Annotated in this window: 18 protein-coding genes; 11 read left to right on the top strand and 7 right to left on the bottom strand. The window is 73.5% G+C overall.

Going from position 1 to position 13,867, the window contains the following annotated elements; all coding sequences use genetic code 11:
- Positions 1-24 precede the first annotated feature (24 nt).
- The 5 genes from PVE36_RS12785 to PVE36_RS12765 all read left to right on the top strand — a co-directional run bounded on the left by PVE36_RS12785 (position 25) and on the right by PVE36_RS12765 (position 4,198).
- Positions 25-879 carry a Fic family protein gene (locus PVE36_RS12785; protein WP_277452876.1) on the top strand — a complete coding sequence of 285 codons (855 nt, stop codon included), beginning with the start codon at positions 25-27 and terminating at the stop codon, positions 877-879.
- Between the two features lie 328 nt (positions 880-1,207).
- Positions 1,208-1,936, top strand: coding sequence for a hypothetical protein (locus PVE36_RS12780; RefSeq protein ID WP_277452875.1), 729 nt, complete (start codon positions 1,208-1,210; stop codon positions 1,934-1,936).
- A complete protein-coding gene (locus tag PVE36_RS12775; RefSeq protein WP_277452874.1) occupies positions 1,933-2,973 on the top strand; it encodes a TadA family conjugal transfer-associated ATPase in 1,041 nt (346 codons plus the stop codon). Before PVE36_RS12780 ends, PVE36_RS12775 begins: the two co-directional genes overlap by 4 nt.
- The gene (locus PVE36_RS12770; protein WP_277452873.1) at positions 2,970-3,650 is read left to right on the top strand and encodes a type II secretion system F family protein; all 681 of its coding nucleotides are present in this window, start codon (positions 2,970-2,972) and stop codon (positions 3,648-3,650) included. The genes PVE36_RS12775 and PVE36_RS12770 overlap by 4 nt, the downstream gene beginning before the upstream one ends.
- Positions 3,647-4,198: a type II secretion system F family protein gene (locus PVE36_RS12765; RefSeq protein ID WP_277452871.1), complete on the top strand. Its 552-nt coding sequence runs from the start codon at positions 3,647-3,649 to the stop codon at positions 4,196-4,198. Before PVE36_RS12770 ends, PVE36_RS12765 begins: the two co-directional genes overlap by 4 nt.
- A gap of 18 nt (positions 4,199-4,216) precedes the next feature.
- Here PVE36_RS12765 and PVE36_RS12760 read toward each other — a convergent pair whose 3' ends face one another.
- A complete protein-coding gene (locus PVE36_RS12760; protein WP_277452869.1) occupies positions 4,217-5,668 on the bottom strand; it encodes an alanine/glycine:cation symporter family protein in 1,452 nt (483 codons plus the stop codon).
- 173 nt (positions 5,669-5,841) lie between these two features.
- Here PVE36_RS12760 and PVE36_RS12755 point away from each other — a divergent pair, with 173 nt between their 5' ends.
- Genes PVE36_RS12755 through PVE36_RS12745 form a run of 3 tightly spaced genes read left to right on the top strand, consistent with a single transcriptional unit; the run spans position 5,842 to position 6,800 of the window.
- Complete coding sequence (locus PVE36_RS12755) at positions 5,842-6,033, top strand: DUF4244 domain-containing protein (RefSeq protein ID WP_277452866.1); 192 nt, start codon at positions 5,842-5,844, stop codon at positions 6,031-6,033.
- Between the two features lie 19 nt (positions 6,034-6,052).
- The gene (locus tag PVE36_RS12750; RefSeq protein WP_277452862.1) at positions 6,053-6,385 is read left to right on the top strand and encodes a TadE family type IV pilus minor pilin; all 333 of its coding nucleotides are present in this window, start codon (positions 6,053-6,055) and stop codon (positions 6,383-6,385) included.
- Positions 6,372-6,800, top strand: a complete 429-nt coding sequence (locus PVE36_RS12745) for an Rv3654c family TadE-like protein (RefSeq protein WP_277452860.1) — start codon at positions 6,372-6,374, stop codon at positions 6,798-6,800. The genes PVE36_RS12750 and PVE36_RS12745 overlap by 14 nt, the downstream gene beginning before the upstream one ends.
- A gap of 24 nt (positions 6,801-6,824) precedes the next feature.
- On the opposite strand, the gene PVE36_RS12740 is transcribed toward PVE36_RS12745, so the two are convergent.
- From PVE36_RS12740 to PVE36_RS12715, 6 genes are read right to left on the bottom strand one after another with little or no spacing between them, the layout of a single operon-like run.
- Entirely contained in the window at positions 6,825-7,541 is a 717-nt protein-coding gene (locus tag PVE36_RS12740) for a GAF and ANTAR domain-containing protein (protein WP_277452858.1), read from the bottom strand.
- A complete protein-coding gene (locus tag PVE36_RS12735; RefSeq protein ID WP_277452853.1) occupies positions 7,538-8,011 on the bottom strand; it encodes a hypothetical protein in 474 nt (157 codons plus the stop codon). The genes PVE36_RS12740 and PVE36_RS12735 overlap by 4 nt, the downstream gene beginning before the upstream one ends.
- On the bottom strand, positions 8,008-8,544 hold the full coding sequence (locus tag PVE36_RS12730) for a GAF and ANTAR domain-containing protein (RefSeq protein ID WP_277452852.1): 537 nt from the start codon (positions 8,542-8,544) through the stop codon (positions 8,008-8,010). The genes PVE36_RS12735 and PVE36_RS12730 overlap by 4 nt, the downstream gene beginning before the upstream one ends.
- 11 nt (positions 8,545-8,555) lie before the next feature.
- Entirely contained in the window at positions 8,556-8,717 is a 162-nt protein-coding gene (locus PVE36_RS12725) for a hypothetical protein (RefSeq protein ID WP_277452850.1), read from the bottom strand.
- Between the two features lie 4 nt (positions 8,718-8,721).
- Complete coding sequence (locus PVE36_RS12720) at positions 8,722-9,282, bottom strand: hypothetical protein (protein ID WP_277452849.1); 561 nt, start codon at positions 9,280-9,282, stop codon at positions 8,722-8,724.
- Positions 9,282-11,627 carry a DEAD/DEAH box helicase gene (locus PVE36_RS12715; protein WP_277452848.1) on the bottom strand — a complete coding sequence of 782 codons (2,346 nt, stop codon included), beginning with the start codon at positions 11,625-11,627 and terminating at the stop codon, positions 9,282-9,284. Before PVE36_RS12715 ends, PVE36_RS12720 begins: the two co-directional genes overlap by 1 nt.
- Before the next feature lie 18 nt (positions 11,628-11,645).
- On the opposite strand from PVE36_RS12715, the gene PVE36_RS12710 reads away from it, so the two are divergent.
- The 3 genes from PVE36_RS12710 to PVE36_RS12700 are packed head-to-tail and all read left to right on the top strand — an operon-like array spanning position 11,646 to position 13,845.
- The gene (locus PVE36_RS12710; protein WP_277452847.1) at positions 11,646-11,999 is read left to right on the top strand and encodes an STAS domain-containing protein; all 354 of its coding nucleotides are present in this window, start codon (positions 11,646-11,648) and stop codon (positions 11,997-11,999) included.
- Between the two features lie 59 nt (positions 12,000-12,058).
- Positions 12,059-13,045 carry an NAD(P)-dependent oxidoreductase gene (locus PVE36_RS12705; RefSeq protein WP_277452845.1) on the top strand — a complete coding sequence of 329 codons (987 nt, stop codon included), beginning with the start codon at positions 12,059-12,061 and terminating at the stop codon, positions 13,043-13,045.
- On the top strand, positions 13,042-13,845 hold the full coding sequence (locus PVE36_RS12700; RefSeq protein WP_277452843.1) for a hypothetical protein: 804 nt from the start codon (positions 13,042-13,044) through the stop codon (positions 13,843-13,845). Before PVE36_RS12705 ends, PVE36_RS12700 begins: the two co-directional genes overlap by 4 nt.
- Positions 13,846-13,867 lie beyond the last annotated feature (22 nt).

The raw sequence follows: 13,867 nt of genomic DNA, 5'->3' as shown, positions 1-13,867 counted from the left end.
ACTAGTGCGGCCTACGCTGTGGGGGTGGCCGACTCCAGTCCCCTCCTGTCCGCACTGACCACGATCGCTGCCCTGCCCGAGGTGGCCGACGCGTCCGCGAAGGCCCGGGAGGTGTGTACGCAGCTGCGGTGGCACGAGGCCCTGCGGCGGCGTATCCCGGAGGCGGCCGCCGAGTCACGGGTGCGCGGTGCGTGGGCGAGCGCCGAGCTCGACGGGGCCCGGTCGACGGCCTCCATCGTGCGTGACCTCATGCGCGGGGCCCGTGAGCGCAACCCGCGCCCGGACCCCGCGGAGCGGGTCATCCACGGGGCGATCTCCGCGACGTCCGAGACGGAGCACCTGGGCCAGCTCATCACCCGGTCGCCCGGCCAGGCACTGGCGCGGCTGCACACCGTCGCAGCAGCCCAGCTCGTCGACGACCACGACCAGCTGGGTCGGCCGCGTCGCGAGGGGGAGGGCTGCGAGGAGTTCGCCGACCTGGGTGCGGCCCCCACGGGCGCCGAGCTGCGCGACCGCCTCAACGGCATCATCGAGCTCATGCAGGGGGCGAGCGAGGCCCCCGCCCTCGTCGTCGCATCGATCGTCCACGCGGAGATCACCACGGTGCGCCCCTTCGTGGTGGGCAACGGCCTCGTCGCCCGCGCCGTGGAGCGCGCCCTCATCGCGGAGACGGGGCTCGACCCGACCGCTGTGGCCGTTCCCGAGGCCGGGCACGGGCACGAAGGCGGCCCGGCCTACCTCGGCTCGTTGAACGGATACGTCCACGGGGGCCAGCCGGGTCTGGTCCTGTGGTTGCAGCACTGTGGTGACTCGCTCGTGGCCGGTGCCGAGGAGGGGTGGCGGATCGCTGACTCGGTGCGGGCCGGACGCATCGGCTGAGGCCGTCCCGACGGATCCTCGGGCCCGCTCGGGGTGTCCTCGAGGGGGCGCTCCGGGCGAGTGAACACCCGTCGCAAATGTGACAGTCGTTAGGAATTGCGTTGCGTCCGGAGTCCGTTAAAGTTGGATGTAGCCGCTCCCTGAGGGTTGAGCGGCGACGCGCGGCTCCCTCCCCCCGGAGTCCGAGCGTAGACGGCCCCGGCGCTCCCCCGCCGGGGCCGTCGTTTGTCCCGGTGCCGTTGTCCACAAGCGGGAACGACGGGCGGGGCTTCCCACAGGAGTGAGCCGCCCGGCCTCGGTCGGTCCGGCAGGGCGGCAGCCTCGGGGCATGCATCCCGTGATCCTCGTGACCGGCGCCTCCGGCGGGCTGGGCGCCTCGACTCTCACCGCCGTCACCGGCACCGTCCTGGGCCGGGGCCGTGCGCCGACGCTCGTCGACGCCGACTTCCGGGGTGGCGGGCTGGACGCGACGCTGGCGGTCGAGCACCTCGAGGGGCTGCGGTGGGGCGATCTCGCCGACCACGAGGGACCGGTCGACGCGGAGGGCCTGCGGCGGCGGCTCCCGGCAGGGCCGGTACCGGCGCTCGCGGCCCGGGGAGGGCGGCCGTCGGTCTCGGCGACCGCGGCGGTCGTCGAGGCCCTGGCCGCCATCGGGCCCGTCGTCCTCGACGCGCCGTCCGGACCCGTGCTTCCCGAGGAGCTGCGCCGGCTCGCGGACATCGCCATCGGGCTCGTCGGGGTGCGTCCGCGCTGGTTGCGGGATGGCGAGCGGTGGGCCGCCGACCTGGGCGACCTGACCGACCGGACCCTCCTGGTCACCCGGGGCCCGCGTCGGGCCGAGCGGGTGGCGGCGCGAGCCGCGGACCACCTGGGCCTGCCGCTGCTGGAGCACTGCGCCGATGATCCCGGTGTCCTGCGGGACGAGGCCCGCGGCCGTGCGCCGCGACCTCGCGGACCGGTCGGTGAGGTGGCCCGGGCGGTGGTGGGGGCCCTGCCCGCGACGGGCGTTGCCGATGCCAGCGTCCGGGCCGACGGGGTGCTGGGGCTGGTCTCGTGAGGTGGTCGAGCGCCATGGACGCGCAGGTGCGGGCCGGGCGGACGCCGGATGACTCGGCGATCGCGGACGTGGCCCACTCCGAGGCGGTGCGCCTGGGCGTCGCGGGAGCCCGTCGACGCTCGGACGAGCTGCAGGCCGAGCTGATGGGGCTGGGGGTGCTCGAGCCGCTGGTGGCGGACGAGAGCGTCACGGACATCCTCGTCAACGGAGACGGCTCGGTGTGGGTCGAGCGCGGTGCGGGCGTCACCCGAGCCGTGGGCGTCGAGGTCGGTGACGACGCTGCCGTGCGCCGGTTGGCGACCCGGCTCGCGGCGATGGCCGCACGGCGGCTGGATGATGCCCAGCCGTGGGTGGACGGTTTGCTGCCTCGCGGCATCCGCCTGCACGCGGTGCTGCCGCCGCTCGTCGCCGGCGGCCCGCACGTGAGCCTGCGCATCCCACGTCACCGCGGCGGCGGGCTGGACCGGTTGGTCGACCTCGGGATGGCCACCCCGAGGCAGGCCGGACAGCTGCGCGAGGTCGTCGCCGAGCGGCGTGCCCACGTCATCACCGGCGGGACCGGCACGGGCAAGACGACGCTGCTGGCCGCGCTCCTGGCTGAGGTTCCCGCGCACGAGCGGCTGCTCGTCGTCGAGGACGTCGGTGAGATCCAGGTGGAGCATCCGCACGTCGTCCTGCTGCAGGCGCGCTCGGCGAACACGGAGGGTGCCGGCGAGGTGACGATGGTCGACCTCGTGCGCCAGGCGCTGCGCATGAGGCCGGATCGCCTCGTCGTCGGTGAGGTGCGCGGCGCCGAGGTGCGCGACCTGCTCCTCGCACTCAACACCGGGCACGAAGGGGGTTGCGGCACCCTCCACGCGAACCGTGCCGAGGACGTGATGAGCCGCCTGGAGGCGCTCGGGGCCCTGGCCGGGATGAGTCGTGATGCCGTGCGCGCGCAGGTGGCCAGTGCCATCGACGTGGTCATCCACCTGCGCCGGGTCGGCGGTCGGCGCGTCGTGGACTCCATCGGCTCGCTCCCGGGGGCGCCGTCGTGAGCCTGCTGGTCGTCACGCTCGTCCTCGCCGCGGCCCTGTGCTGGCCCGGGCGGGCTGCCGCCGCAGGAGTGCCCGGCACCGAGCCGCGACTGCGCGTGCGATGGCGGTCCGCCCGGCACGGCGCCCCGCTGGCCGACCTCGAGGGTCTGGCCCGCGTCGCCGACCTGCTCGCCATGACACTCCGCTCGGGCGCGACGCCGACCACGGCGGTCCGGGTCGTCGCCGGGGAGTCACCGCAGCCGTGGGCGGGCGTGCTCGCGGACGTGCACGAGCAGCTGTCATCGGGCGGTCGCGCGGGGGAGGTGTGGCGCACGCACGCCCTGCAGCGACCCGAGCTGAACGCCCTCGCGGGGGCCTGGGCACTCAGCGAGGACCTCGGGGTCGCCCTGGCGCCGTCGATGACGACGAGCGCGCAGGTGCTGCGGGCGCAGGTCCAGGCGCGGCGCCGGCTGGACGCGGCGACCTCCGGTGCGCGGGCGACGATGCGGATGCTCACGTTGCTGCCACTCGTCGGGACGCTGGCCGGGCTGACCTTCGGCCTCGCGCCCTGGGAGGTCTACGGCCACAGCGTCGTGACGATGGTCAGCGCGGCCGTCGGGCTGGGTCTGACCGGCGTCGGCTGGCTCGTCTGCCGGTGGGTGCTCGCCCGGGCCGTGGCCGCCGAGGTGCACCGGTGAGCGGAGCGGTCGTGGTGCTCGTGCTCGGGGCGGTCATCGTCTGGCCCGGGACATCCGCGGGCCGAGCGTGGTGGTCACGTGGTGCCGATCCGCAACCGTCTCCGGCACGAGTCGGCGTCACGGTCGAGGACGTGGCGGACGCCAGTGTCCTGCTCGCGCTCGCGCTGCAGTCCGGCCGGGGCCTCGTCGAGGCCCTCGAGGAGGTCGCGGAGGTGGCCGCCCCCGGGGCCGCGGAGGACCTCACTCGGGTGGCGGCAGCCCTTCGCTGGGGACGCCCGATGGGGCAGGCCTGGGGTTACGCCCGTGCCGTGTGGGGCCCCACGGCGACGGCCTTCGTCGTCGCCGATGCCGTCGGTGCGCCCTCGGCCAGGGTGCTCCTCGATGCGGCGACGACGTTGCGCGAGACGGAGTCCCGGCGCCTCGAGCAGGCTGGTGGCACGGCCGCGGTCATGCTCGTGCTCCCGCTCGGGCTGTGCTTCCTGCCGGCCTTCGTCGCGACCGCGGTGGTGCCCCTCGTCGCGGTGCTGGTCGGGACCCAGCTGCCGTGAGGAGGGCGAGGGCGACGTCTACCGGGCCGGCTCCCTCTCCTTGGTCCAGACCTCGATGTCCGCGTCGTCCCACAGGGTCACCCCTCGTGCCTGCGGCAGGTCCTTGCGGTGGAAGACCGGGTTGCGTCCCTGCGCCTTCTGCTCGCTGTAGTCCCTCAGCAGTGCCATCGTCAGGCCGGCCAGCGGCAGGATGGCGATGAGGTTGATGGTCGCCATCAGGCCCATGAAGAGGTCGGCCAGGCTCCACACGAGCGCCACCGAGCCGAGCGATCCGCCGACGACGCAGAGGAGGACCAGCACCCGGAAGGCCGTGAGCATCCGCCCCGAGCCGCTGAGGAAGCGGATGTTGGCCTCGCCGTAGTAGGTGTTGCCCAGCACCGAGGACCACGCGAGGAAGAAGATCACCACGGACAGGAACGGCCCCGCCCAGTCACCGACCTGGACCTGCAGGGCGCTCTGCGTCAGCTGGATGCCCTCGGGGTCGTCCAGGCCGAAGGAGGGGGCGCTCAGCAGGATGATGAACGCGGTCGCCGAGCAGACGAGGATCGTGTCGAAGTAGACGCCGAGCGTCTGGACGAGACCCTGCTTGACCGGGTGCGAGACGGAGGCGGTGGCGGCGGCGTTGGGTACCGAACCCATGCCGGCCTCGTTGGAGAAGAGGCCGCGGCGCATGCCCTGCATGACAGCCGCACCGAAGGCGGCGCCGGCGATCTCGCGGAACCCGAGCGCGTGCTCGACGATGAGGGTGACCATCGCGGGGACGTGCTGGATGTTGATCGCGACCACGACGAGCGCGACGGCGATGTACGCGACGGCCATGAGCGGCACGATCACCTCGGTGACCGCGGAGAGCCGGCGGACACCACCGAAGATGACCACGCCGGTGATGCCGGCGAGCGCGAGGCCCACGACCCATGCGGTCACCGTGCTGTTGCCGCCGATGTTGCCCTGGACGGAGGCGGAGATGGAGTTCGCCTGGACGGAGTTGAAGACGAATCCGTAGGTGATCGTGATGAGCACGGCGAAGATGGCGGCCAGCCACGGCAGCCGGAGACCGTCACGGATGTAGTAGGCCGGACCGCCGACGTAGCTGTCACCACCGCGAACCTTGTACAGCTGGGCGAGCGTGGACTCCACGAAGGCGGTCGCGCCGCCGATGAGCGCGAGCATCCACATCCAGAACACCGCTCCCGGACCGCCGAGGGTGATGGCGATCGCCACACCGGCAACATTGCCCGTGCCCACGCGGGAGGCCGCCGAGATGGTGAAGGCGCGGAAGGGCGAGATGCTGTCCTCGTCCTTCGTGCCCGTCGGCCGCTCGATGATCGTGCGGAACATCTCCGGCACGAAGCGGATCTGCACCACCACCGACCAGATGGTGAAGGTCAGCCCGGCGACGACGAGCAAGACGATGACGAGGTACCAGTAGATGTCGTTGATCCCGACGACGGCATCGGCCACAGATTCCATGCGCGCACCCTAGGCTCACGTGGCCGCGGGACGGGATTCGGGCCCGTCCACACCCGGCGGCGGCGCCCACCCACCGTGCACAGGTTCTCCGTGCAGCGCCCGCGGGCCGGCCCGCAGGCGAAGTGTGGATCTCACCGCGGCGCATTCCGCGCCGCCCGAGGTGAGGAGCACCCATGAAGAGAAGCATCGTGCGTTGGCGTCACCGGGCGCACCGTGCCGGCGAGGCCGGTATGACCACCGCCGAGTACGCGGTCGGCACACTGGCCGCGTGCACCTTCGCGATCGTCCTGCTGGCGGTCGTGAAGTCCGGGTCGGTCGAGTCGGGGCTCTCCGGTGTCATCCTCGAGGCGCTCGGTATCCGCTAGGACGATCGACGACGCGGGGATGGTGACGGCCGAGCTGGCCCTCACCTTCCCTGCGGTCGTCCTCGTCCTCGTGACCTGCCTGTCGGCCCTCGCCTGGGGCGTCGACCAGGTCCGGTGCGTCGATGCCGCGAGGGTCGCCGTCCGCGAGCTGGCCAGGGCCGAGTCCCCTGCCCGGGCCGTGCGGGACGCCCGGCAGGCCGCACCGGGGTCGGCGACCGTCGAGATCGCGCGGGCGGATGGCCACGTGACGGTCACCGTGGCGGCGCCGGCGCCGGCCGGTGTGGCCTGGGTCGGTCCGGACACGAGGTGCTCCTCCACCGCCAGGATCGAGTCGGTCGATGTCGCACCGTGAGCTCCCGGCGGAACGGTTGCGCCGCGCGGCGCGGCGCGGCACCGGCGAGGGAGGGTCCGCGACGGTGCTCGCCGTCGGGGTGATTGCGGCACTGCTCACCGTGACCCTCGGCGCACTGGTGGTCCTGGGCGCCGTGCGCTCGGTGCACGTGGCCCGTTCCGCGGCGGACCTCGGCGCGCTCGCCGCCGCGGGCCACTTCCAGGTGCACGCGGATCCGGCTGCCGCGTGTCGGGAGGCCGACCGGATCGCCCGCCGCCACGAAGCCCGGGTGCTGGACTGCTCGGTCGGCGACCTGGGCGTCGTGACCGTGACGGCGTCCGTACCGATCAGACCCCACCTGGCCGGAGTGGGTCCGGACCGGGCTGAGGGCACGGCTCGGGCGGGCCCGGCCGGAACGGACCGTGCCATTGGCTGACCCGTGCCAGCGGCGGCCTGGTGGTCAACGAGGGTGCGAGCGGTCCTCGATCACCTGCGCGGCAGCGGCCTCCATGCTGACCTGCTGGTCGACGGCGAGGCGGGCCAATGACTCCCATGCCTGCTGGCCATCGAGCGCGTGCCGCTCCATGAGGATGCCCTCGGCCTGCCCGATGAGGATCTTGCCGGCCATTGCCAGGTTGGCGTCGCTGAGGTCGCGTTCGCCGGCAAGGGCGATCGACACGTGGGCTGCCAGGGCGTACCCCATGGTGACGTCGGCCTCGCTGAATGCCGACGTCCTGATCCCGTACAGGTTGAGAGCACCCAGGCTGTCGCGGCTGGTGAAGAGCTGGAAGCACAGCATCGACCGGATCCCCAGCTCGTCGGCTGCGAGCGGGCCCCACGTGGACCAGCGTTCCTCGGTGGTCAGGTCCTCGCTGTGGACCGTCTCCTCGGTCCAGATCGCGTCGAGGCAGGGGCCCTCCTGCAGGCGGTACTGCAGCTCGTCGCCCCGGCGGGCGGCCTCGTCGGTGAAGGCGGGGGTGTCGATCCGGTGGCTGCGGTGCACCAGCGACACGCACGCGTGGTCGCACCCGGGGAAGAGCTCCACCGCGGCATCCACGGCTCGCTGGAGCGTCTCCTGCATGCCCTGCTCGGTGTGCAGGGCCCGCACCACCGCCGCGAACCGCGCGTCCGCGTGGTCGTCGGCGCTCGTCCCGGCACCGCCCGGGGCGTCACTCACCGAGTGCTCCACCGCTGTGCGTCGGCGACCACCTGCTTCGCCACCTCCGTCACGCTCAACCCGTCGGCCGCGGCACGGTCGACGATGCGCACCTGTCCGCGCCAGCGCAACGGTTGGGCGTGCGCCGCGAGGAAGCCGGCGTCGACGATCGCGCCGCCCACCGTCGGCCAGCGCGACCGAAGCTCCCCGCTCCCTGTCGCGGCCGTGAGCTGCCCACTGCGGATGCAGTCGATGCACGGACCGTCGGTCTGCCGGACCTGGAAGATCTCCAGCTCGGCAGCGCGGTGCGAGGTGGCGGAGAGCAGCTCCAGGTCCTCGGGGCCGGTGCTCACCACCAGGTCGACCGCGTCCGCACCCACGGCCCGGGCGCAGTCGTCGACCAGGTGGGTCAGCAGGTCCAGGGTGTCGTGCTCGGCGACCAGCGCCGAGGTGGCCTGGGCCAACGAGTGGGCGGCGGTTCGCGCGATCATGGGTCCTCGTTTCCGGAGATGTCGGTCTGGCTGAAGTCGAGCTCTCTGCTGAGCACGCGTTCGGCGATCGCGGTGAGACTGACCTCCTGGGTGTAGGCGTGGGCCCGGAGGATGGCCAGCGCGTCGTCCGGGTCGATCCCCAGCTGCGCGATCACCATCCCCGTCGCCTGGTACACCGGTGCGCGGCTGGCCCAGGGGCTCGTGTGCTCGTCGGTCTCCCACTCCGGGTCGCGCAGCAGCGCCGCGCCGACCGCATCGGCCAGGTACTGCGCCCGTCGAAGGTCGAAGCGGCGCGGGTCGGAGCCCGGGTGGTGCACGGTGAGGGCGCCCATCATCCGTCCTCCGGGTTGCATCGGCACCGCCAGGATCCGCAGGGGCCCCAGCTCGCCGCGCGCGGCCTCGGCCAGCACGGGCCATCGTGTGCGGCTCTCGAGGTCCCCGTCGACCGACCTCCCCTCACGGTAGGCGTCGGGGACGGGGCCCTCGCCGATGACGTCCTGCAGCTGCGCCAGTCGCGCGGACGCCTCGTCCACCGCGACCACCGTCAGTCGGCTCTGCTCGTCGAAGCCGATGGTGAGCGCGGCGCCCCCACCTCGAGGATCTCGGCACAGACCGCCGCCAGGCGCTCGGCCAACGGCGCATCCCGTCGAGCCGCCACGCCCCGTGCCAGCCGGGAGAGCACGACCGCCCGGTCCTCGGCCATCACGTCATCAATCCCTACCGCTGGGCTCTCCCCCCGCCCCGCGGCGCCCGCGGGTGAGCGGGCGGGTGGGCCCACCGGTGTCCTCACGGGGGAGTGGGCGTGTCTCGTCGGTCGATGAGGTCGCGGTGCCCTCCTCCGGGTGCACCGCTGTGGAGCCTCCTGCCCGGCGCTCCTCCCCGAGGCGGCGTTCCTCTCCGAGGCGGCGCTCCTCCTTGAGGCGGCGCTCCTCGAGCTGGCGCTCCCCCTCCTCGTGCCGGGCGCGCTCGGCTGCCTCGGCCTCCTCGCGCCGATGGCGCTCGCGTGCCTCGAGCTCGGCGGCCTTGCGCTCCCGGCGCAGGCGGGCCTTGCGCGCCAGCGTGGTCTTGATCAGGACCAGCCCGAGCCACAGGAGGAACATCACGACCATGCCGGAGACGACGAGCGTCAACGGGTTGAGCGTGAACGTGACGGTGTCGAGGACGGTGATGTCGACGTCCTGCCCCACGGTCTCCGGTGCGGAGGTCCCCGTGATCAGGGCGGCCCCCAGGAGGAGAGCGAGCAGCACGAGAACGAGTCCGAGGACGACCATCACGAGATCCTTTCGGCTGGTCGGGTGGCGGGACCCGAGTGGGCCTCCGTCCCAACTGTAGGGCGCAGGGCACCGATCATCAGGTCGAGCAGCGCCACGGCTCCCCGTGCGTCGAGGGGCTCGTTGCCGTTGCCACACTTCGGGGAGACGACGCAGGCGGGGCACCCGGCGGCGGCGCAGCCGCAGCCCGCGATCGTCTCCCGGGTCATCGTCAGCCACTGCTCGATCCGCTCGTGGGCCCGTGCCGCGAAGCCCGCGCCCCCGGGGTGGCCGTCGTAGACCATGATCGTCGGCAGTCCGGTGTCCGGGTGGCAGTCCGTGGAGACCCCGCCGATGTCCCACCGGTCGCAGGTGGCGAGCAGCGGCAGCATCCCGATGGCGGCGTGCTCGGCCGCGTGCGCCGCCCCCGGGACATCGACCTCGTCGATCCCGGCCGCCGCCAACGCCTCGGGCGTCATGGTCCACCACACCGCCCGCGTCGACAGGGTGCGCTCGGGCAGCTCCAACGGGTGCGTCCCGAGGACCTCACCACCCGGCAGCCGTCGCAGGAAGCCGGTCACCTGCCGACGCACGTCGACCCGGCCGAAGCTGACCCGCACCGGTCCGAGGTCGACGCCGCTCTCCTCGGCGACGATGTCGAAGGCCGACACCGACTGCGACTGCGTCGACCAACCCGGGTCACCGCGCACGACCGTGGCGGTCGCCTCCTCGAGGTCGAGATCGGTGACCACCCATGTCTGCCCCTGGTGCACGTGGACCGCCCCGGTGTGCACCTGGGCGTGCGCCGCCGCTTCGTCGATGGTGCCGACGACCCGGCCGGACCTCCCTTCGACGATGCTGACGACCTCGCCGATGCCGCGCAGGGAGACGTGATCGCCCGGCCGGTCCGGTCGGGTCCAGAACCACCCGCCCGGTCGGGCTCTCAGGATGCCGCGCTCCACGAGCATGGCCAGCACGCCCTCGAGGGAGTCGCCGAACCAGGCCTCGTCGGCGAGCGTCACGGGGATCTCGGCGGCGGCGCAGGCAAGGTGCGGGACGAGCACGCGCAGGTTCTGCGGGTCGAGGACGCTCGCCTCGACCGGGGAGTCGAAGACCGCCTCCGGGTGCTCCACGACCCACGAGTCGAGAGGATCGTCGGCGGCGAGCAGCACGGCGAGGGCGTCCCGCCCGTCACGACCGGCGCGCCCCGCCTGCTGCCACACCGAGGCGAGCCGTCCCGGCCACCCGGCCATGAGCACGACGTCGAGACCGGCGACGTCGATGCCCAGCTCGAGGGCATTGGTCGCCGCGAGCCCGAGCAGCTGCCGCTCGCGCAGCCGGCGCTCGATGACCCGTCGCTCCTCGGGGAGGTACCCGCCGCGGTAGGCCGCGATCCTCCCTTCGTCGACGATGCTGACCTGCCGCGACGCGGACGAGGCCAGCGCCTCCACGCCCGCCCGCGACCGGGCGAAGGCGAGCGTCTGCACGTCCCGGCCCACCAGCTCGGCCATGAGCTCGGCGGCCTCGGTGGTGGGGGAGCGCCGACCCCCGTCGTCGTCCTCCGGTGGTTGCCACAGCCCGAAGGTCAGCGCGCCGCGCGGTGACCCGTCCTCGGTCACGGCGAGCACGTCGTCACCGATGAGCCGCGACGCGTGCCCGCCCGGGTCGCCGACGGTGGCGGAGGCCAGGACGAAGGTCGGGTCGGCGCCGTAGCGTCGCGCCACCCGGCGCAGCCGGCGCAGCAGCAGCGCGACGTGCGAGCCGAAGATCCCGCGGTAGACGTGGCACTCGTCGATGACGACGTACCGCAGGCGGCGCAGGACGTGCGCCCAGCTGCGGTGGCCCGGCAGGAGGGAGTGGTGCACCAGGTCGGGGTTGGTGAGGATGACGTCGGCGTGGTCGCGGATCCAGCGGCGCTCGTCGGTGGGGGTGTCCCCGTCGTACGTCGCCGCGCGGACCCCGGGCACCGCCCAGGACTGCAGCCGGGCGAGCTGGTCGGCTGCCAGTGCCTTGGTGGGGGAGAGGTAGAGCGCGGTCGCGCCCCGGCCGTTCGCGGCGGACCGGCCCTCGAGCACCGACGTGAGTGACGGGAGGAGGTAGCCGAGCGACTTGCCCGAGGCCGTCCCCGTGGAGAGCACGACGTGCCGGCCGTCCCGGGCCGCCTGCGCCGCGCTCGCCTGGTGCGACCACAGCCGGTCGATCCCGGCACCGGCCAACGACTGGCGAAGGGGTGGTGCCACCCAGTCCGGCAGGTCCACCTCGGTGGCCGGTCGGGCCGGGATGCGCTCGACGTGCCGCAGCCGGTCCTCGCGCCCGCGGGTGAGCAGGCCGAGCAGCTCGTCGGCCTCTGGGCGGGGGGTGGTCATGTGCTCTACGGTAGGCCGGTGTCCATCTCCGTCACGTCCAGCGAAGCCGGGGAGGTGCACATCGTCCACGTCGCCGGTGAGATCGATGTGACCTCCGCCGCCGTGCTGCGCGATGCCCTCGAGGCGCTCATCGCCGACGGGCGTCGTCGGCTGACCCTCGACCTGACCGACGTCACCTTCCTCGACTCCACCGGGCTGGGGATCGTCGTCGGTCGGCTCAAGCGGCTGGCGCGCCACGGCGGGACCATGACCGTCGCCGCCTCGCACCAACGGGTGCTGCGTGTCTTCAGCATCACGGGCCTCGACCAGCTGCTGGACATCCGGCCCGACCTCGACTCGGCCGTCGGTGCGGCGGAGGCGCCGGTCGGCTGACGCAACCAGGTGGGCACCTCGTGCGTCTGGGTGGTCGACCCCGGACACAGGAGGAGCACGTGGAGCACGTCGTCGTACTCAGTCGCGCAGGCACCCGGTCGGTGCCCGCAGCCCGGACAGCGCAGATCCAGGAGCACGCGAGGCTGGGCTTCGTCACCCGGGAGGACGCGCCGGACGGCCGCGAGGCGGCCGCCCTGCTGCGCAGCGCCACCGTCCTGGCCACGACGAACGCGACCCTGCCCCGCCTCGACGCCGAGCTGCTGCGGGCCTGCCCCCGGCTGCGGCGGATCGTGCTCTACGCGACCGGGTACGAGCACATCGACCTCGAGCTCCTCGATGACCACGGGGTGAGCCTGTCGGTGCTGCCCGAGTACGCCACCACGGCCGTGGCCGAGCACGCCCTGGGCCTCCTGCTCGGCCTGGCCGCGCGGATCCACCTGGCCAACGACCGCTCCCGGGGCCTCGTCCCCGCGGCCACCTCCTTGCGCGGCATCGAGCTGGGTGGACGCGTCCTGGGCATCATCGGCGTCGGCCGCATCGGTACGCACCTCGCGCGGCTCGCCGGGGGCGTCGGCATGTCGGTCATCGGCAGCGACCCGGACCCGGTCGCCCGCGTCGCCGCCCAGGAGCGGGGGACGATCATGACGCACACGGACGAGCTGCTCGAGCGCGCGGACGTCGTCGCGCTGTGCTGCTCCACCGACCCGCAGCACCCGCTCGTCGTCGGTGCACCCGAGCTGGAGCGCATGCGTCCCGGTGGGCTCCTCGTCAACATCGGTCGACCGGCCCTGGTCGACCACGACGCGGTGGCCGCGGCCATCCGCTCCGGCCACCTGCGCGGGTACGGCGTCGACGACGCCGTGCTCGATCCCGCGTGCGACCTCGTCACCGAGGGCCGTGTCCTGCAGACGGGTCACAGCGCCTGGTGGCGCGACGAGGTGCTCGAGCGCGGTGCGGAGCAGTTCGGCCGGGCGGTCCTCGCCGCGGTACGGCACGCCCCGGTCGACGTGGTCACGTCCGGTGCCCTCGTCGGACGGACCGCATGAGCACCCGGGCGAGGACCGGACTGCTCGGGGCGCTGCTGCTGACGTGGCTGCTCGTCCCGGGGCTGCTCTTCGCCGCCCGATACCCGACGTGGTGGGCGTGGATCGCCCAGGAGCAGGTGCCGATGACCTGGTTCCAGTCGGTGACGCTCGTCGTGGCCGGGGTCCTCGCCGCCCTCGCGTGGTTCGTGGCGCGGTTGCGCGATCAGCGTCCCCGAGCCGGTCTGGCGGTGCTCGCCGTCGGCTTCTGCGTCCTGGCCTTCGACGAACGCTTCGCGATCCACGAGCGCCTGCGCGACGGCTACCTCGCCCCGCGCGACGTCCGGCTGCCGCTCCTGACGTGGGTGGCGCCGGGGGACTTCCTCCTCCTGATCGTCGGGGTCGTCGGGTTGGCCCTGCTGCCCCTCGTCGTGCGCAGCCTGCGCGCTGACCGCTGGGCCACGGGTCTGCTCGTCGTCGGCGTCGCCCTGGCCTGCGTGACCGTGGGCATGGACTCGATCGACCCGCACACGTGGTCCGTGGCGGCCGAGCGGGTCCAGCAGACCCTCGAGGAGGTGATCGAGCTCGGGGCGGGCCTGGCCTTCCTCGGCGCGGTCGTGCTGCACCTGCTGGGTCAGCTCACCGAGCACGTGCGACCGGCCGCCCCCGACCGGGTGCCCGAGCCGGTCTGGCCGGGGCGCTCCCCTTCCCCCGCAGGTGGAGGCGAAGGGGGGGGCCTCATCCGAAGTCCCCACGCGAGAAGCCTTCCGGCGCTAGGGTGTGGCCACGGCTGTGGTCGACCTCACACGTGGCTCCGGCCGTGACCCTCGTCCATCAAGGAGGATG

Origin of the sequence: Janibacter sp. DB-40, assembly GCF_029510815.1 — a bacterium.
GTDB lineage: Bacteria > Actinomycetota > Actinomycetes > Actinomycetales > Dermatophilaceae > Janibacter.
The sequence above is the reverse complement of the archived record's forward strand: the minus strand, read 5'-3'. Positions and strand labels throughout refer to the sequence as shown.

Excerpts from the sequence above, each read along its gene's own strand:
- PVE36_RS12780 (WP_277452875.1), top strand. The coding sequence starts at position 1,208 with ATGCATCCCGTGATCCTCGTGACCGGCGCCTCCGGCGGGCTGGGCGCC.
- PVE36_RS12760 (WP_277452869.1), bottom strand. The coding sequence starts at position 5,668 with ATGGAATCTGTGGCCGATGCCGTCGTCGGGATCAACGACATCTACTGG.
- PVE36_RS12745 (WP_277452860.1), top strand. The coding sequence starts at position 6,372 with ATGTCGCACCGTGAGCTCCCGGCGGAACGGTTGCGCCGCGCGGCGCGG.
- PVE36_RS12755 (WP_277452866.1), top strand. The coding sequence starts at position 5,842 with ATGAAGAGAAGCATCGTGCGTTGGCGTCACCGGGCGCACCGTGCCGGC.
- PVE36_RS12720 (WP_277452849.1), bottom strand. The coding sequence starts at position 9,282 with ATGGTCGTCCTCGGACTCGTTCTCGTGCTGCTCGCTCTCCTCCTGGGG.
- PVE36_RS12715 (WP_277452848.1), bottom strand. The coding sequence starts at position 11,627 with ATGACCACCCCCCGCCCAGAGGCCGACGAGCTGCTCGGCCTGCTCACC.
- PVE36_RS12750 (WP_277452862.1), top strand. The coding sequence starts at position 6,053 with ATGGTGACGGCCGAGCTGGCCCTCACCTTCCCTGCGGTCGTCCTCGTC.
- PVE36_RS12735 (WP_277452853.1), bottom strand. The coding sequence starts at position 8,011 with ATGATCGCGCGAACCGCCGCCCACTCGTTGGCCCAGGCCACCTCGGCG.
- PVE36_RS12700 (WP_277452843.1), top strand. The coding sequence starts at position 13,042 with ATGAGCACCCGGGCGAGGACCGGACTGCTCGGGGCGCTGCTGCTGACG.